The 18,554-nt window shown below is 67.3% G+C and carries 10 protein-coding genes and 2 tRNA genes; 3 read left to right on the forward strand and 9 right to left on the reverse strand.

Annotation, left to right across the window (positions count from 1 at the left end; translation table 11 throughout):
- Positions 1-59: IS3 family transposase (locus tag ASG79_RS24525; protein WP_156400201.1), on the forward strand; the 59-nt coding region annotated here is incomplete at its 5' end.
- A gap of 62 nt (positions 60-121) precedes the next feature.
- On the opposite strand, the gene ASG79_RS21510 is transcribed toward ASG79_RS24525, so the two are convergent.
- The 4 genes from ASG79_RS21510 to ASG79_RS21525 all read right to left on the reverse strand — a co-directional run bounded on the left by ASG79_RS21510 (position 122) and on the right by ASG79_RS21525 (position 4,909).
- A tRNA-Met gene (locus ASG79_RS21510) sits at positions 122-195 on the reverse strand.
- A 146-nt stretch (positions 196-341) separates the two neighbouring features.
- A tRNA-Met gene (locus ASG79_RS21515) sits at positions 342-415 on the reverse strand.
- 138 nt (positions 416-553) lie between these two features.
- Positions 554-3,532 carry a UPF0182 family protein gene (locus ASG79_RS21520; protein WP_186447752.1) on the reverse strand — a complete coding sequence of 993 codons (2,979 nt, stop codon included), beginning with the start codon at positions 3,530-3,532 and terminating at the stop codon, positions 554-556.
- Between the two features lie 162 nt (positions 3,533-3,694).
- Positions 3,695-4,909 carry a PDZ domain-containing protein gene (locus tag ASG79_RS21525; protein ID WP_082581890.1) on the reverse strand — a complete coding sequence of 405 codons (1,215 nt, stop codon included), beginning with the start codon at positions 4,907-4,909 and terminating at the stop codon, positions 3,695-3,697.
- Between the two features lie 136 nt (positions 4,910-5,045).
- On the opposite strand from ASG79_RS21525, the gene ASG79_RS21530 reads away from it, so the two are divergent.
- Positions 5,046-6,470, forward strand: a complete 1,425-nt coding sequence (locus ASG79_RS21530) for a zinc-dependent metalloprotease (RefSeq protein ID WP_056394031.1) — start codon at positions 5,046-5,048, stop codon at positions 6,468-6,470.
- Between the two features lie 64 nt (positions 6,471-6,534).
- Here ASG79_RS21530 and ASG79_RS24395 read toward each other — a convergent pair whose 3' ends face one another.
- Genes ASG79_RS24395 through nudC form a run of 3 tightly spaced genes read right to left on the reverse strand, consistent with a single transcriptional unit; the run spans position 6,535 to position 10,377 of the window.
- Positions 6,535-7,167 (reverse strand): M48 family metallopeptidase, encoded by a 633-nt coding sequence (locus tag ASG79_RS24395; protein ID WP_056394033.1) that lies wholly within the window; start codon positions 7,165-7,167, stop codon positions 6,535-6,537.
- Positions 7,164-9,299, reverse strand: coding sequence for an ATP-dependent helicase (locus tag ASG79_RS21540; RefSeq protein WP_056394037.1), 2,136 nt, complete (start codon positions 9,297-9,299; stop codon positions 7,164-7,166). The genes ASG79_RS24395 and ASG79_RS21540 overlap by 4 nt, the downstream gene beginning before the upstream one ends.
- Positions 9,300-9,354: 55 nt before the next feature.
- A complete protein-coding gene (gene nudC, locus ASG79_RS21545; protein ID WP_056394039.1) occupies positions 9,355-10,377 on the reverse strand; it encodes an NAD(+) diphosphatase in 1,023 nt (340 codons plus the stop codon).
- A 143-nt stretch (positions 10,378-10,520) separates the two neighbouring features.
- Between nudC and ASG79_RS21550 the strand changes: the two genes are divergently transcribed.
- A complete protein-coding gene (locus ASG79_RS21550) occupies positions 10,521-11,780 on the forward strand; it encodes a macrolide 2'-phosphotransferase (protein ID WP_018768552.1) in 1,260 nt (419 codons plus the stop codon).
- A 33-nt stretch (positions 11,781-11,813) separates the two neighbouring features.
- Here the strand turns inward: ASG79_RS21550 and ASG79_RS21555 are convergent, their stop codons facing one another.
- Positions 11,814-15,293 carry a UvrD-helicase domain-containing protein gene (locus ASG79_RS21555; RefSeq protein WP_056394042.1) on the reverse strand — a complete coding sequence of 1,160 codons (3,480 nt, stop codon included), beginning with the start codon at positions 15,291-15,293 and terminating at the stop codon, positions 11,814-11,816.
- Positions 15,290-18,541 (reverse strand): ATP-dependent helicase, encoded by a 3,252-nt coding sequence (locus tag ASG79_RS21560; protein ID WP_056394228.1) that lies wholly within the window; start codon positions 18,539-18,541, stop codon positions 15,290-15,292. The genes ASG79_RS21555 and ASG79_RS21560 overlap by 4 nt, the downstream gene beginning before the upstream one ends.
- Positions 18,542-18,554 lie beyond the last annotated feature (13 nt).

Consider the following 18,554-nt stretch of genomic DNA (forward strand, 5'->3'; position numbering starts at 1 on the left):
CGACAAAGCTCAAGGGCCTGAGCCCGGTGCAATACCGGACCCAGACCCTCGCGGCTTAGGCTCTTATTTAGTCAGTCCAACTTCCGGGGAGCAGTTCACTGCCGGTCGGGGCCTTCATAAGTTGCGGGGACAGGATTTGAACCTGTGACCTCTGGGTTATGAGCCCAGCGAGCTACCGAACTGCTCCACCCCGCGTCGCTTGATCAACACTACCCTACTTTCACGGCCGGCCTGACCACACGTCCACCAGGCCCCCTTGGGGTTCGACGACGGTCCCGGCGGCTCCAGCGGAGAAAGCAAAAGACCCGGACATTGTTTCCAATGTCCGGGCCTTTCCTCAGTTGCGGGGACAGGATTTGAACCTGTGACCTCTGGGTTATGAGCCCAGCGAGCTACCGAACTGCTCCACCCCGCGTCGCAATAACTACTTTACCGGGAGGTGAACCGCAGGCCAAATCGAAGCGGCGTGACGTCCGTTACGCCGGCCCGGCACCTTGGCCCCCATGGGGCTCGGATGCCGGGCCGCCGCCGTCGTGCTGCTGTGCCCGTCCTGCTACCGGCCCGCTGACGGGGACGGCGTTGCCGAGGGTGAGCTGGAAGCAGCGGGGGCCGGGCTTGCCTCCGGAGCGGTGACCGGGATCTTGGCCTCTGCATCCATCGCCTTCTTCAGCGCGGCCGCCACCTTCTTCTGCGCCTCGCCATAGGCAGCGAAGTCGCCTGCCGCCAGTGCCGACTGGCCGGACTGGATGGCCGCATTCGCCTCGTCCAGGGCCGCCTTCAGCTGGGCCTTCGCGTCCGCTGCGGCCGGTGTCGCAGGCGCTGCCGGGCCGGCCGGCACCTGGCCGTTGTTGGCGGAGTCACCCGCTGCTGCACCGGAGTCACCACCGAATAGCTGCTTGAGGGCCGCGTCAAGCGTTGGCGCGAAGCCCACCTTGTCCCCGAAGGCCACCAGCACGCGTTGCAGGGTGGGATAGGACGTCTCACCGGTGGACTTGAGGTAGACAGGCTGGACGTAAAGGATGCCGCCGCCGACGGGCAGGGTGAGCAGGTTGCCGTTCAGCACGTCCGACGCACCCTGCCGCAGCAGGTTCAGTGCCTGCGAAACAGTGGGATCGGAGTTGAACTTGTTCTGCGCCTGGCCCGGACCGGGCACCTGCGTTTCCGGCGGGATCTGCAGCAGCCGGAGCTTGCCGTAGCCGTCCGCCTTCACACCGGCCTGGTTCCCGGCATCCGAGTCAGCGGCGAGGAACCCGTACAGGACGTTGCGGGCATTGCCGTTGACGATCTGCGGGATGAACGAGGACGTCAGCTGGAACGCAGGCTTCTGCTGGTCCGGCATCTGCAGCGACATGTAGAACGGCGGCTGCTTCACGTCCGTATCCACCGTGGGATCGGCAGGTACGCTCCATGCGTCGTTGTTCTTGTAGAAGCTGGTGGGATCCGTCACGTGGTACTGCCCCAGCAGCTCACGCTGGACCTTGAAGAGGTCCTCCGGGTAGCGGACGTGGCTCATCACCGCGCCGGACATCTCCGAGTACGGCTTCAGGGATGAGGGGAAGACCTTCTGCCAGGCCTTGAGGACCGGGTCCGTGTCGTCCCAGGCATAGAGGGTGACCGAGCCGTCGTAGGCATCCACAGTGGCCTTGACCGAGTTGCGGATGTAGTTCACCGTGCTGTTGGGCAGGGCCACGGCGCGGCCGGAGCTGGTCTGCGAATCAGTGGTGGCATCCGAGAGCTGCTTCTGCTGCGAGTAGGGGTAGTACTGGCTGGTGGTGTAGCCGTCCACGATCCATTTGACCCGGCCGTCGACCACGGCCGGGTAAGCGCCACCGTCAACGGTCAGGTAGGGTGCCACCTTCTGGACACGCTCGCGGGGGCTGCGGTCATACAGGATCTGCGACGCCGGGTTCACGCCGTCCGAAAGCAGCAGGTCCGAGGACTGGAACTTGATGGCGTAAAGGATCTTGTTGAAGAAGGATCCAACATTGGGCCCGCCGTTCCCCTTGAACGTGTACTGGGTTTCGCCCTCCCCTTCCTTGCCGGAAGGGCGGTCCTGCTCGCGCGGGGTGGCGCCGTCGGGTGCGCCGACGATCGAGTATTCGGGCGAGGACTCGCCGAAGTAGATCCGCGGCTCGTAAGTTGTATCGTTGCCCAACACGCCGGTGGACGGAATGCCGGACTGGAGGAATTCAGGCTTGCCGTCAACCGTGAACTTGTTGCCCTTGGCAGCCACAACCCCATAGCCGTGGGTGTACACCACATGCTGGTTCAGCCAGCCCTGCTGGTTGGTTGCCACGTTCGTGGGATTCAGTTCCCGCACGGCGATCACGGTGTCCTGGATCTTGCCGTCCACCTCGTAGCGGTCCACATTGAGGGCCTTGGGAAACTGGTAGTACGGGCGGTACTGCTCCAGCTGAGCAAACGCGTCCGAAATCAGGTTCGGGTCCAGGAGGCGGATGTTGGCAGTGGTCTGGGCGTCCGGCGCCAACGCGCCGGTACTGGCCGTGTTGGTGGCGTCGTACCGGGTTTCCTGGATGCCGTCCAGGCCGTAGGCCTTGCGCGTGTTCTCGATGTTGCGCTGGATGTACTTGCTTTCCAGCGTCTGCTCGGACGGGCGGACCTGGAACTGCTGGATCACCCAGGGATACACGCCCCCGGCCAGGATGGAGGTGATGATCAGCATGGCGGTACCGATCACCGGAAGGCGCCAGCGGCCAATCACGGCGGCCACGATGAACAGGATGGCCACCAGCACGGCAGCCACGGCGAGGATGGCCTTGGTGGGGATGACGGCGTTGACATCCGTGTAGAGGGCGCCAGCCCAGCGGCCGCCGTTGCTCTGGACGGAAGAGTAGCGGTCCAGCCAGAAGTTGACGCCGAGGAGCACCAGGAAGGCGGCGCCAGTCACGGCGATGTGGATCTGTGCCGCGCGGCTGGTGAACACGCCGCGCTCCATCAGCCGGATGCTGCCGTACAGGTAGTGGGTGAGGATGCCGGCGATGCCCGCAATCACCACCACGCTGATCAGGAACCCGGTCACAAAACCGAGGAACGGCAGGGTCATCAGGTAGAAGCTGATGTCCATGTTGAACTGCGGATCGGCCTCGCCGAAGCCAACCTGGTTGAAGAACAGCAGGACCTTCTGCCACTGGCTCGCCGCAGCGCTGCCCGCAAACAGGCCGAAGAGGACCGGCAGGCCCACCATGACGATGCGCCGGACCGGCTCCAGCTGCGCCTGGTACCGGTTGAGGTTGTCCCTGATTTCAGAGTCCGGCGCGTAGACCGGCCGGGCGTTGTAGGCAATGCGGATCGAAAAGAAGACAGCCGCGAACATGATGGCGAAGCCGGCCACGAAGGTGGCGATCTTGGCGAGGTTCTCGGTGACGAAGACTTCGATGAAGCCCAGTTGCCGGTACCAGAGGACGTCGGTCCAGACGTTGGCGAAGAAAATGAAGCCCACTACCACCAGGGCGACAATAATCAGGGTGGGCGTCAGCACGCCGCGTCGTGAAGGGGGCCTGCCGGTGGACATGGTGCTGGCGGGACGGGACAAACTGGGTACCTCATAGCTGGTCGTCGAAATATTCGAAGCGTGCGAGCGACGTACGGTACCGGTCAAACGGCTGGTTTCGTCCGTCAACTGTGCCACGAGTGGCGGTAAAGCTTAGTTCCTGTGAGTCTAGTTGCGCCCAGTCTATTTGCTGGCGCAGGCCGGGAGCGCGGATGTGTCCTGGCCGCTTCCGGCCAGTTCCACGGCATGCCGGGCTTCCGAGAGGTTTTCCACGCGGACCGCCTGGAGGCCGTCGGGAACGTGGCCGGCCACTTCGTTGCAGTTGCCGGCGGGCGCCAGGAAAAGGGTGGCACCGGACGAACGGGCACCCCGCATCTTTTGCCCGATGCCGCCGATGGGTCCCACCTTGCCGTCAGGCGAGATGGTGCCGGTACCCGCGATATGTTTTCCGCCGGTGAGGTCCCCCGGCGTAACCGTATCGATGATGCCCAGCGAGAACATGAGCCCGGCACTGGGCCCGCCCACCTTGTCCAGGGAGATCTGGACCTGGAAGGGGAAGCTGAAGAGATACTTCAACATGACACCGAGGATGAAACGGCCCTGGCCGTTGTCCTTGGGCGTGACCTGGACGGTGACGGGCTGGCTGGCGCGTTCCACCGTTACCGATACCGGGGCACCCTTGCCCGAGGCCAGCTCATCCTGGATCACACTGAGGGCGGTGATGTCCCTGCCGTTAATGGATTTGAGGATGTCCCCTTGCTGGATCCTGCCGGCGGACGCGGAATCCTTGGACAGGTCCGCGGCCTGGAGCTGTTGGCTGAAGGGAATCCCGAGTTCATTCAGGGCGGAGGCCACCGCGTTCTCCTGGGACGTGGCCATGGCCACCGCACTCTGTTCCTGGGCCTCTTCCTTCGTTGTGCCCGTGGGATAGATCAGCTCCACCGGGTACACGGCTTTGGAGTTGTCCAGCCATGCCGAGAATGCGTTGAGGATGCTGACCGGGCCATTGGGGCCGCCGTCAACGTACACGGTGGTCAGGTCGAGGCTCCCGGCAGCCGGATACGTTTCGCGGCCGCTGACGTTGATGACCGGATGTCCCTGGCTCTCCCCCAGCGTGTTGTAGGTGGGCCCGGGCGATTCAATGACATACGGCACCGGAAGCGTCCCCACGGCAATTCCCAGCCCCAACGCCGCCAGCCCGGCAACCATCATGGTGGAAAGCCGCCTGCCCGTGCCGCCGCCGTCGGACGCGCCGGGGCCGCTGCCTTCAACTGCCTGGCCGCCACCGGCCCCGGAGCCTTCGGGCGGGCTGCCGGCACCAAACGGACCGGGATTGGAGAAAGGGGGAAGATCGGGAACGTGGTCCTCTGAAGGGTGGCCGCCACGGGTTGTAGTCACCCCACCAACAGTACGCGGTGGTGGTGCGACCGGGCGCTTTGCCTAGAGCGAACGACGGCGGCGGGCGGCAGACAGCCGACCCCCACCGGGGTACCGTGAAGGTTGATCAACAGTCACACCATCGATCGGCGGGACCATGACCTCCAACCCACTCAATCCGTCCAACGGCGACGACACCCCCAAGGATCCGTTGACCGAAATGCTGCAGAACCTGATGGGCGGCAAGGGGATGGAAAACTTCGATCCCGCCGAGCTGGCCAAGGCGGCCGGCCTGCCGGACGACCCCAACCTGCTGGCCCAGATGTTCTCCCAGGTTCAGGCGATGATGAGCGCACCGTCCGAAGGGCCCGTCAACTGGACACTGGCCCACGACAATGCCCGGCGGGTTGCGGCCGGCAGCGCGGACCCGTCCGTCACTGCCCAGCAGTCCCGGGATGTGGATGAAGCCCTCCGCCTCGCCGAGATGTGGCTGGACCCCGTCACCGACCTGCCCGCCACCGGTCTGATCGGCAAGGCATGGTCCCGCGCGGAATGGGTGGAGGCCACCCTGGGCACCTGGAAGCGGCTGACAGAACCCGTGGCCAACAGCATCGCCAATGCGCTCTCCTCCGCCATGACGGAGCAGATGCCCGAGGAAATGAAGTCCATGATGGGCGGCGCCTCTTCGATGCTGCAGAACATGGGCGGCGCCATCTTCGGTATGCAGCTGGGGCAGGCAATCGGCGCCCTGTCCAAGGACGTGGTGAGCTCCACCGACATCGGCGTCCCGCTGGCCGACCTTGAGATGGCACTCCTGCCGGCCAATGTCGCCGCGTTCGGCGAGGGCCTGTCCCTGCCCGAGAACGACATCCGGCTGTTCCTGGCCGTGCGGGAAGCCGCGCACGCCCGGCTGTTCGTACAGGTTCCCTGGCTGCGCGGACACCTGCTGGGCGCCATCGAGGCATACGCCCGCGGCATCCACATCGACACCTCACGCATCGAGGAACTCGCCCGCGACCTTGACCCCAGCAACCCGGAAGGCATCCAGGAGGCCCTGTCGCAGGGCGTGTTCATGCCACAGCGGACTCCCGCCCAGGAACAGGCACTGGAAAAGCTCGAGACCGCGCTGGCCCTTGTGGAGGGCTGGGTGGATGAACTGACCGCGGCCGCCACGGAGAAGGTCCTGCCGTCCGCCGGGGCACTGCGCGAAACAGTGCGGCGCCGGCGGGCAACGGGCGGTCCCGCCGAACACGCCTTCGCTTCACTGGTGGGACTCGAGCTGCGTCCGCGCAGGCTGCGGGACGCGGCCACCCTGTGGGCCACGTTGAAGGAGGAACGCGGGATCGAGGGCCGTGACGCCATCTGGCACCACCCCGACCTGCTGCCCACGGCCGAGGACCTGGATGATCCGAAGGGTTTCAGCTCCCGCCGCAAGCTTGCCGAGGCAAGCGACAGCGAGGTGGATGACGCGCTGCAGAAACTGCTGGACGGCGGTTTCGACGACACCTCCGGTGATCAGGGCGGCGCCGGGGACACCGGCAGCAAGGACGACGACGGCGGAACGGACCAGCCCCAGGGCTGAGACATTGCTGGCGGGCCAGGGCTTCCTGGCCCGCCAGACTGCTTTCCGCCGGATTTAATGCCCGCTATTGGACCACGTCAGCGTCAAGCGGGCCGACGTCAGGCTGGTCGGCATCTTTGTCCATTCCCCGCGACGTGGCGAAGGAAACACCCTCGAGGAAGGCCTTGGCCCGCTGGGTTTCGGGGTAGGCCTCCAGCAGCTGCCAGAAGGCAGCGTTGTGTGAGGCCACCAGGAGGTGGGCCAGCTCGTGGAGCAGCACGTAGTCGATGACCCACTGGGGCATGGGCCGCAGCTTGTCAGACAGGCGGATGGTCCCCTCGGCCGGCGTAGCCGAACCCCACCGGGAATTCTGGTTGCTGACCCAACGGACGGATGTGGGCACTGACCGGCCACCGAGGTATTGCGTGGACAGCGTGGCCGCATGGGCTGCGAGGGCCTCATCTGTGGCAGGACGCCGCCGCCCGGCTGCCGCCTGCCGCTGCCCCTGCTTGTGCAGTTTGGCCAGCATTTTGTGGACCCACTCGCGCTCCTGCGCCGCAGTGAAGCGGGCCGGAATGGCAACCACCGCCGTCCCGTCTTCCCAGAACGCCGCCACGGTGCGGGTGCGCCGGGCAGAGCGCCGCACCTCCACCGGAGAACCGTTCGAGGTGGTCAGCACTGACGCCTGCCGGGCACCGCCGCTGGCTCCGCGTTTCACAGGACCGAGCTTTCGACGAGGACCCGGAGGACGTCCTCCCCGTACTTTTCCAGCTTGGATGGGCCAACGCCGGCCAGGCCGGCAAGTTCCTCCAGCGACGCCGGCCTCGCCTCCGCGATGGCAGTGAGGGTGGCGTCGGTAAAGACGACGAAGGCCGGGACGTCCGCGGATTGGGCCACCTCGCGGCGCCAGTTGCGGAGCGCATCAAAGGTCTGCTCCTCGTAGCTGGGGGGACACGCGTTGCAGCGGCCAACCTTGCGTTCCGCCCCGGTGGCAAGCATGCTCCCGCAGACCCGGCACACAGCGGGGGCGGCAGCCTTGCGGCGCGGAAGCGCGCCCTTCCCCCGGGTGCTTGAGCTTGCCACCGAGTCCGGCCGCAGGCCGTCGAGGAACCGGGACGGCTTCCGGTTGGCGCGGCCGCCGGGGGTCCTCGCGGTGCTCCACGAGAGGGAAAGGTGTTCACGGGCGCGGGTGATGCCGACATAGAGGAGGCGGCGCTCCTCATCCACCGATTCCGGTGAATCGGCGAAGGAAATGGGCATCAGGCCTTCGCTGAGCCCCACCAGGAAGACGGCATCCCATTCCAGGCCCTTGGCCGCGTGGAGCGAGGCGAGCGTAACGCCCTGCACGGTGGGCGCGTGCTGGGCGAGGGAACGTTCCTGGAGTTCGTTGACGAAATCAGCCAGGCCAAACTGGGGGCCGCGGGACTGCACCAGTTCGTCGGCGAGCGCCACCAGTGCCGCGAGGGACTCCCAGCGTTCGCGCAGGGCACCCCCGCTGTGCGGTGCCGAGTCGGTGTAGCCGAGGGAGGAGACGATGTCCCGGACCAGTTGACCCAGGGGTTCCGGTGTGTCCGATTCGGAAACCGCCCGGGTGGCGGCACGCAGCTGGAGGATCGCGTCCCTTACCTCCTTGCGGGCGAAGAAGCGCTCGCCGCCGCGCAGCTGGTAGCCGATGCCTGCCGCGGCCAGCGCCTGCTCGTAAGCCTCGGACTGGCCGTTGGTGCGGAAAAGGATGGCCACCTCGCTGGCTGGAGTGCCGGCGTCGAGCAGTGCCTTGATCTTCTGCGCCACCGTGGCGGCTTCAGCTTCGTCGTCCGTGCACTCGGTGAACTGGGGCGCGGGCCCGGCGGGGCGCTGCGCCACGAGCTGGAGGGGCGATGCCCACGCGGCGTCGGCGGTGGACCCGCCGCTGCGGCGGGCGGCCAGCAGGTCATTGGCCAGTTTCACCACCTGCGGGGTGGAGCGGTAGTCCCTGATGAGCTTGACCACGTTGGCCTGGGGGTATCGGGTCTTGAAGTCCAGGAGGTGCCGGGGCGATGCGCCGGTAAAGGAATAGATGGTCTGGCTTGCGTCACCCACCACGCAGAGTTCGTCACGGCCGCCGAGCCACAGGTCCAGGAGCCGCTGCTGCAGCGGGGAGACGTCCTGGTATTCGTCCACCACAAAGTGCCGGTACTGTTCCCGGACCGTGGCGGCCACCTTCTCGTCCTCCTGCAGGATGCCCACCGTGATCAGCAGGACGTCCTCAAAGTCGATCACGTTGCGGTCCGTCTTGACGTCCTCGTAGGACTGGAAGACCCGGGCGACCGTGGTGAGGTCGAACCCGCCGGGCGCGCCCCTCCCCTGGGCGTTCTCCAGGTAATTGGCCGGTGTCAGCATGGACACCTTGGCCCATTCGATTTCCGAGGCAAGGTCGCGGATGGAGGCCCGGTCCGTGCTGAGCCTGAGCCGCCGGGCGGCCTCTGCCAGCATCTGGGCCTTGTGGTCCAGCAGGTTGGGCAGTGTTCCACCCACCGCCTGGGGCCAGAAGAACTGCAGCTGGCGCAGGGCAGCGGCGTGGAAGGTACGGGCCTGCACGTTGCCGGCGCCGAGGTCCCGCAGGCGGCTGCGCATCTCTGCCGCAGCCCGGGCCGTGAACGTTACGGCGAGCAGGCGCTGCGGAGTGTAAACCCCCGAGTGCACGCCGTAGGCGATGCGGTGGGTGATGGCACGGGTCTTTCCGGTGCCCGCGCCGGCCAGGACGCACAACGGGCCATTCAAGGTGCTGGCCACCTCACGCTGTTCGGCGTCCAGTCCGCCGAGGATCCGGTCCTCCAGCGAGGCTGCTCCGTCAAAATTCTCTGTAGTCACTTCTGCTGCTTTGTTTCTCGACTACCGCGTGCTGGAGTCTGGTGGATGGAATAACTTAGGCGCCAGTGAGGTCCTGGATCCGGCCGCCGTACCAGTGCTCAATAAGCGAGCGGGCAATGGAGAGCCTGGTGGAGATGGTGATCTCCCCGCTGAGCACCGCTTCCTGGAGTTCCTCCCGGCTGAACCAGCGGGCCCTGGTGACCTCCACGCCGTCGGGCGTTGCCTGGGCGTCCTCGGTGACGGCGGTGAATCCAAGCATAAGGGAGGCGGGGAACGGCCACGACTGGGAGCCGAGGTACTGGCAGGCGGTGACCCGCACGCCCACCTCCTCCTGGATCTCGCGCACCACGGCCTCTTCAAGGGATTCGCCAGGCTCAACGAACCCGGCGAGGGTGGAGTAGTTCCGGGCGTCCACGGGGCCGCCGCCACCCAGGAGCAGCCGGCCGTCCGGGCCGACGACAGTGACGATGATGGCGGGGTCCGTGCGGGGGAAGTGTTCGGAACTGTCCGCCGGGCACCGGCGCACCCAGCCGCCGGCCACCACTTCCGTGGGGGTGCCGCAGCGTGGGCAATGCGTGTGGGCAGCGTGCCAGTTTGCGATGGCGCTGGCTTCCACGAACAAGGCTGTGGAAGTGGCCGTCAAGCCTGCTGCGACGTCGCGGAATCCAGCCCACTCAGCATCCGCGGGGATACCGGCGGTCCCGGGTTCCGGGGGCTCAGGAAGGACGAACAGCAGCAGCCCGGTCCCGGCCGGAAGGTCTGAGGCAGGCAGCGCCGAGCCCAGGTACACCACGAGTTCCGGCGCGGCTCCTGCTGCTTTCAGCTGTGCCAGGAGTTCCCTGGCCCCGGTCAGCATCATGTCGCCGCCCTGCACCAGCCCCTGGCGCCTCGACAGGACCGCAGCCAGCGCATCCGGGCCGGACAGAAGATCATCGATCATGCCGGGCCTGGCGCGCGCGGCCGATCCGCGGTCCACCAAGGCCGGCCTTACGGGGAGCAGGGTATCCACCAGATGGTTCGCCGACAGCCGTTCCGGCGCCGCCTGGTGGACGGGTATGACAGACTCCGCATGGCTCATGGTTCCACCGTACTGACTGCTTCCGACATTTCACATTTCGGGAGGTACCGCCCCGCCGCAGGGAAGCCCCCTATTTGCAGCTATCTCAAGACTCGCCGCGGCCGGACCGCTGTCTGGGAGGGCGGGCAATCTACCGTGGAACGGTGAGAAGAAAACCGATTGAACTGGCGGCAATAGCAACCGCGGCAGTCCCCGGACTGACCCCGACGGCCGTTAGCTCCGCGCCGGATGACCCCGCGGACTTCGATTCGGCCCTGCTCCTCGATTCCGAAGGAAAGCGCTGGCGGGTCCGGTCGCCGCGCCACGCGGAAGCCAGCGCGCGGCTGGAAACGGAATTCCTGGTACTCCGGGCTTTTGCTCCCGCCGTGCGCGCCGAACTGCCGTTCCTGATGCCGACGGTGGCCGGCAGCGTCCGGCTGGGAACGCTGACCACCTTCGTATACTCGCACCTGTCCGGCACCACACGCAGCGTCGAGGAGCTGACGTCGGGGCCTGCCGGCCTGGCCCGGGAGATCGGCTCCGCCTTGGCCGCGGTCCACGACCTGCCCCGCTCACTGGTCAGCAACGCCGACCTGCCCAGCTACACCCCCAACGAGTTCCGCCAGCGGCGGCTGAACGAACTGGACCAGGCAGCCACCACCGGCAAGATCCCGGCCGCACTGCTGCGCCGCTGGGAACACGCCATGGAGGATGTGTCCCTGTGGCGGTTCAACCCCTGCGTGGTCCACGGCGACCTGCATGAGGACAACCTGCTGGTGGAGGCGGGCAGGGTGACCGCAGTAACAGGTTGGACCGACCTGCGCATCGGGGACCCGGCCGATGACTTCGCCTGGCTGGTGGCTTCCAATGAACAGGACTTCATTGACGCCGTGCTGAAGGCGTACACATCCAGCCGACGCGACGTGCCGGACCAGCACCTCCTGCGCCGGGCCGCCCTGTCCGCCGAATTCGCCCTGGCTCAGTACCTGGTCAAGGGCCTCGCCACCGGTGACCAGGACATGGTCACCGAGGCGGAAGACATGCTGGAGAGCCTGGCCAGCGACATCGCCGAGTACGGCGGCCAGCCGATCAGCGTGGAGCCGCTTCCGGTCAAGGACAGCCCGGACGCTGCAGGCGCATCCGTTCCCGCAGCCGCCACCGGATCCGGAACAGGCGCGGCCTCCGGGAGCGGCAGTTCCGCCGTCACTCCCGCCGTTACGGTGGTTCCGGTCCCCGCCGGGTCCACTACGCCAGCGGAGCCGGCAGTCTCCATCCAACCTGCAGTGCACGTTGCCCCCATCCCGGCGGAGCAGCCCACTGCAGCCGGTTCCGCGGAGGCCACGGGCGCCGAAACCCCCGGAACCAAGGGTCCGGACGATACATCCACCGCCGCCATCTCGGTCATTAACGTCAAACAGGGCTGAGCCTGGCCAGGCCTGGCCACGTGGCAGTCCCACTCAAGGCCGGCTAAGCGCAGCGGCAACGATTCCTTCCAGCTCGTCGGCCGATCCCAAATCGTGCGGCCGCACCACAGCGTTGTCAGCCACGTAGAAGAATGCAGCCCGCACGTCCTCCAGGGGAACATCCTTCAGGCGTGCCCACGCCAGCCGGTACACCGCCAACTGGATCGAACGGGTCTTCAGCTGCTCCGCGGACGGCCGGCGGCCGGTTTTCCAGTCCACCAGGTCCCAGCGGCCATCGGCGTCACGGAATACGGCGTCCACCCGGCCCCGCACCACAACCTCCCCAACCCTGGTTTCCACCGGGACCTCGACGAAGGCCGGGTTCCGCTCCGCCCAAGGGGAAGCCTTGAACGTAGCCACCATCTCATCCAAATCGTAGGCAGCATCGATATGGTCGTCCGAACCGGGCGCTTCGCCGAGGTCCAGCATTCCGGCCCTGCCAAAATATTCCTCCACCCAAGCATGGAAAGCGGTGCCCTTCCGGGCCGACATGCCCGGTTCCCGGGGCACCGGCCGGCGCAGGCGCCCCAGCACCGCCTCAGGGTCATCCCCGAGGTCAACCAGGGTGGAAGCAGAGATGTGGGTAGGCAGGTGCACATCCTGCCCACTGGATCTTCTGGCCCTGCGCTCCAGCAGCAACGCGGCTTCGCGTGCCCAGCCGGCCGCTGCTCCCGTCAGGCCGGGCTGCGGCCCGGACCGCTCCGCGGGCACCAGCGCTCCCCCGCCGGTGGACAGGATCCCGAGCACCCGTTGGGCCGCCGACTCCATGGCCGTCCTTCGCCCGCGGGCCAACCGAAGGCGCTCACTGCTGCGTGGGTCCACGGGCCCTTCAAGGGGGTCGTACGGCCAGGTTGCTTCTTCTGTTTCCAGTGTCAACGGACTCTGCAGGGGCAGCGCTGCCTCCTCCAGCGACAGCGGGTGGACCACAGCCTCCCGACTTCCCGCGCCGTCAGCCGGTTGCGCCAGGACTTCCAGCTCCGCAAGGAATGGAGACATCTCCGCCCGCCCCGCCCGTGAGCCCACCCAGGCGGCACTGGACACCCACAGGACATGCTTGGCCCTGGTGTAGGCGACGTACGCCAGCCGCCGTTCCTCCGATTCGCCGTGGGCCTGCACCCCGGCCTTGTAGTCCTTCTCCGCGTCCAGCCAGCCTTTCTGGTCCGGTTGGTCGAGGTCCCACTGCGGAAGGTCGGCCCGGTCCCCGCGCAGCGGCCAGGGCAGCGCGGCGGAACCGCTGCTCCAGCGGGAGTCCCTGTCGCTGGGGAAGGCTCCGGCATTCATCCCGGGGACAAACACAACATCCCATTCCAGGCCCTTGGAAGCGTGGACCGTCAACAGCTGCACGGCCTCCCGGTTCACGTCACTGGCAGGCGCTTCCAACCCGTTTTCTTCCGCTGAAGCAGCCTCCAGCCAGGACAGGAAAGCGAGGATATCCACTCTCTGGGAGGTGCGCAGGAACCCGGCGGCGGCATCCTGGAACGCATCGAGGTTGCGGCGGGCCTGGTGGATGCTGATCCCCGGGCGCGCTGCCACTTCGATGTCCAGCAGCATGGCCCTCTCCACCTCGCCCAGGAGCGTGGTGAGGTCATCGCCGAGGTATCCGCGCAGTTGCCGCAACTCGGCAGACAGCCGGGCCAGCCTGCTGCGGGCCGCAGCGCTGAGGATGCGGCCATTCTGCGACGTCCACCCGTCACGCGGCAGGAAGTCCAGGGCCTCCACCAGGCTGGCGCCGTCGGTAAGGTCACCCTCGAGGACGGGGACGCCTGCTTCATCGCTGTCACCGTCCCGGGTGTCGGCGTCGAACTCCTGCGCAGCCCGCCCCCGCCTCCTTGCCAGCTGGCTCGACCAATCGCGCAGGGCCATGAGGTCGGCAGGACCTATCCGCCATCGGGCACCCGCGAGCAGCCGCATCAGGGCATCAGACCGCCCCGGATCGGCAAGCACGCGGAGGGTGGCCACCAGGTCAACAATCTCCGGGGTGTCCAGGAGTCCGCCAAGACCGACGATTTCGTAAGGGATCCCCCGGGCCTCGAACTGCCGCCGGACGGTTTCCATCTGGGCGCGCCTGCGGCACAGCACGGCGAGGGCCGGCGGCTCGGGCACACCGTCAGGTTTCAGTTCGAAGTCTGTCACCCGGTATTTCAGGACATCGTCAGCCAGGGCTGCAGCTTCCTCCACGTCGCTGGCGAAACGGCCCAGCACCACCGTTCCGTCCACGGCATGGGGGCTCGGCTGCAGCGGGGGCACGTCCGCAGCTGCTGCCCTGTCCCCGGCAGGTCCCTTGTGGGCCGCTGACCGGCCGAGGGATTGCGACATGACGTTTGCTGCGGCCAGGATCGACCGGCCGTTCCGCCAGGCCGTTGTGAGGTATGAGGTGGGGGCAGGCGCCCAGCCCGGTGCCTCGTCCGGTGCGCTGGTCCGGACGGGAAATTCGCGGACGAAGTGGAACAACTGGCCCGCGGAAGCGCCACGGAAACCATAGATTGACTGGTTGGGGTCCCCGACCGCTGTCACGGCGTGGCCGCCGCCGAACAGACGGGAAAACAGCACCAACTGCGCGTATGAGGTGTCCTGGAACTCGTCGAGCAGGACCACTTTGTACCGCTGGCGCTCCATCTGGGCAGCCAGCGGGACCTCCTGCGCCACCTTGGCGGCGAGGGCCACCAGGTCGCCGAAATCGAGTGCGCCGCGGGCCCGTTTGGCTGCGGCGTAGCGGCCCACCATGTCAGCGACGCTTGCCCTGGTCCGCAGCATTCCACCCAGGTCCAGTGCCGCCTTGGGCGGGTTCCTTTTCTTTCCGGCCACGTAGGGCAGTGAATCAAACTCCGAAAGGCGGGCCATGAGCCACGCTTCGACGTCCTCAGGCTCCTGAAGGTGTTCCGCGCATTCCCCCGCCAGCTGAATGACGGCCTTCACCAATGTGGACTTGGCGGCCCGGAAGTGGGCGTATTCGCCGTCGTAGGCCTCAACCACCTCACTGGCCAGCTGCCAGGCCTGCGCGCCGCCCAGCAGAACCACGTCCCGCTCCACCCCGAGCCGCAGCCCGTAGTCGGAGACGATGCCGCTGGCGAACGAATGGTAGGTGGACACTTTGGGCTCAAGGGCGTCACTGCTGCCCAGGGCCTCCGGAAAGACGCCTTTCCCGGCCTCCTTCGCCGCAAGACGCTGCAGGGCCAGGAGCTTTGACCGGATCCGGCTGGCAAGTTCGCCGGCCGCCTTCCGGGTGAAGGTCACGCCCAGGACCTCCTCAGGGGTGACCCACCCGTTGGCCACGAGCCAGACCACCCGGTCCGCCATGGTGGCGGTTTTTCCCGATCCGGCTCCCGCGATGACCAGCCGCGGAGCAAGCGGCGAGGAGATGATCGCTGATTGCTCAGGCGTTGGGGTATTTCTTTCTCCGAGCAGCGCAGACAGTTCTTCGGGGCTGAAGCGCACCGCCGGAGCGGCTTCCGCGGCTGCCGGCACCCTGCTCATTCGGTCACCTGCCTTCCGCGCGCGCACAGGGGGCACACCTCAGGGAGCCGGCAGCCATGGCCGCCATGGCTGCCCTTGGCAGGGTCATGCCGTGCAACGAACTCCTTGCCGGCCATCACGGCGGCCGCCTCCTTCACCATGTCCAATGCCCAGTTCTCCTGCGGGTCGAGTGGTTCCTGCTGCTGGATGGCTGGATTGATGGCTCCAGTCCCCAGCTGTGCCAGCACGGCCCCGCCGGACCTGGGGCGGTCCCCGTCAGCGCCGGCATCGAAACCGCCCGCCAGTACCGCCGCCTGGTATGCGCCGAGCTGTGGGTGGCGGGACAGATCGTCCTTGCCTGGCTGCCGCTTCCCGGTCTTGAGGTCCACCACCACCAGCCGCCCTTCGGCGTCGATCTCCAAACGGTCCACCTGGCCGCGGAGCACCGCTTCACGCGGCGGAGCATCGTCCACTGCCACCTGGCCAAGGGCCACTTCAAAGTCCTTTTCCACGCCCAGCAGGCTGCGGTTTTCGCTCCTCATCGAAAGCACGTACTGCGCAAGCTTGCGCACCATGGCTTCAGCACGCTGGAAGTCCAGCTTTCCCTCCCAGTTGTCCTTCATGCCCAGCGCAGGCCAGCGCCGCACGAGTTCAGCAACGTACTCTGATCCGGACGCGTCCGGCATGTCCTGCGCGATCGCGTGCACCAGGGTGCCCAGGCTCCGGGCGAAGTCCGTTGCTGCTTCCCCGCCGGCTGCCTGGACGAACCAGTCCAACGGCGACTTTTGGACGGTCTCCACTTTTGAGGGGGAAACGGACACCGTCCCGCCGGGCGGGACCACCGCCTCCGAGGAGGTCAAAGGGGCAAGTCCCCACCAGCTGTCCGGGTGCGCTCCGGCCACGGCAGGGTCCTGCGCAGCGAGATGCGCCAGAACCCTCGCGGCTTCCGCTGCCTGGGCTGTCCCCTCCAGCTGGACATGTTGCCGGAGCTCGGCGACCAGGGCGCGCAGCGTCATGGGCCGTTCCACCTGGGTGAACGCCCGCCCCTCCTCCCCCGGGTCCAGGGGCGCAACGAAGTCCAGGAAGGATGACGGCTGGCAGTCCTCCGACGAGACTGCTGTACAGACCAGCAGCTCCCGTGCCCTGGACACCGCCGTGGAGAAACTCCGGAGTTCGTCGTAGCGGATGTCCCGGAGGCGGCTCAAGGGGTCCCGCTGGAGGGCATACTCCGGACCATGTTCCACGGCATCCGCATACAGCGTGCTGCCGAGCAGTTCACCGCGGAGCCTTGTGTTGGGCCACACCCCCTCCTGCAGCCCCGCAACTATCACGACGGGCCATTCCCGCCCGGCGGCACTGGCGGGGGTCATCAACTCCACGGCATCATCCACCTGGGCGCGGGCGGCGAGGGTGTCCATGGGAAGCTCCTGGTTCAGGAGGTACTCCAGGAACTGTTCGGGGCCCGCGCCGGGCATCTGGTCCACGTAGCGCTCCGCTGTGTGGAACAGCGCCATCATGGCGTCCAGGTCGCGGTCAGCCCGGGCCCCGTGCGGGCCGCCCGACAAAGCGGTGGCCGTCCACACCGATGAGAGCCCCGTGGAGTTCCAGAGCGCCCACAGCACCGACTCGGCGTTGGCACCGGGCAGGTGGGCGGCTTCCCGCCCGGCCTGGATCATCCGGGCAGTCCGGCGGGCGGCGCGGCCCTCGATACCCAGTGCACCCAGCGCGCCGGGCTCAAGCAGTGCCTCGACCAGCAGCACATCGCTGGCGCGGCCCCCGCCGCCCAGGAGTTCCTCGCGCCGCAGCGATTGCCGGAGCCTGCGCAGTTCGATGGAGGTGGCACCACCGATGCGGGAGGTGAGAAGTGACACTGCGGCCTCGGGTGTCAGCAGCTTGGGATCCAACGCAATGGCGAAAGCATCCAGCAGGGGCCGGACAGCCACCTCGTCCCGGACCGCCGATTCGGCCACAGGCACCCGCACCGGAATGCCCTGCCCGGAGAGATAACGCTGCAACTCGCTGACCTGGCCGCCGTTGCGGACGATGACTGCAATATCCGCGAGATCGCGGTTGTGGTTGATGTGCTGGTCCAGGATCCGCTGTGCAACATACCGGAGCTCATGCACCGGAGTGGGGACCAGATGGGCCTCGACGTTCCCGGGAACGGCAGGTCCGGGGCGCGCGGGGTCTTCGGCCTGTCCAGGCCACACCGGCGGTTCAAGGCGCCGTGCCAGCTGGCCGCCTGCGCGCTGCGAAATGCGGCCCGCGACGTTTTGCCACGCCTCGGCCAGGCTGGGCGCCAGGCCGTGGGCGTGCCACAGCGGGCGCTCCAGGACAGGCGTCCGGGTTGACAGCAGCCGGGGCAGCTCCGCCACCAGGTCGGGACGGGCTCCCCGGAAACCCTGGACCACCGTGTCCGGGGACGATGTCACGTAGCAGTCCTTGCCGGCGGCGATATCTGCCAGCAGCTCAAAGATAGCGGGGTTTGCTTCCTGGATATCGTCCACCAGGACAACCTGCAGCCGGGCACGTTCCGCGGCGAGGAAATCCGGGGCGTCCTGGAAGATCTGCCGGGCGGCCGTGATGATCCCGGCGGGATCGAAGGCCTCGGGCATCCGCAGGTCAAGGACGTCGCGGTACTCGGCATACAGCGCAGCTGCGGCTTTCCAATCGGGCCGGTTGCATTCATCCGCCAACCGGACAAGGTCCCCGGCCGTGCGGCCGGATTCGATGATGCGGTCAAAGAGCTGCCGCACTTCCTGGCGGAAGCCGCGGGTTTCCAGTGCCCCCTCAAGATCGGCGGGCCAGGGCAGTTCAAGGCCGGGAAGCCTGTGGCCTTCGAGGAGTTCCCTGATGATGAGGTCCTGTTCCGGGCCGGACAGCAGCCGTGGCGGCCTGGAAAGCGGGATGACGCCCTCGGCCTTGGCACGGCGGATCAGGTCGAAGGCGTAGGAGGCCCACGTCCTGGCGGGGGTGGTGCTGAGGCTCCTGTCCAGCCGGGCGGTAAAACGGTCGCGCAGGAAATCGGCAGCAAGGCGGGTGGGCGCGAGAATCAGCATGCGCTCGGGGTCGACGCCGTCACGGAAGACCCGCTGGACGGCGGCCTCGACCAGGACGGTGGTTTTTCCCGTGCCCGGTGCGCCCGGGACCAGGACGGGCCCTGAACCCTGTGCCACGTCAACTGCGGCCTGCTGGTCCGGCGTGAGCCGGAGGGCTTCCACGTGCACCCGTCGCGGGGGCAGCAACCGGAGGGCAGGGACAGCAGGCAGGCCACTGCCGCTG

It is taken from the genome of Arthrobacter sp. Soil761 (genome assembly GCF_001428325.1).
GTDB lineage: Bacteria > Actinomycetota > Actinomycetes > Actinomycetales > Micrococcaceae > Arthrobacter.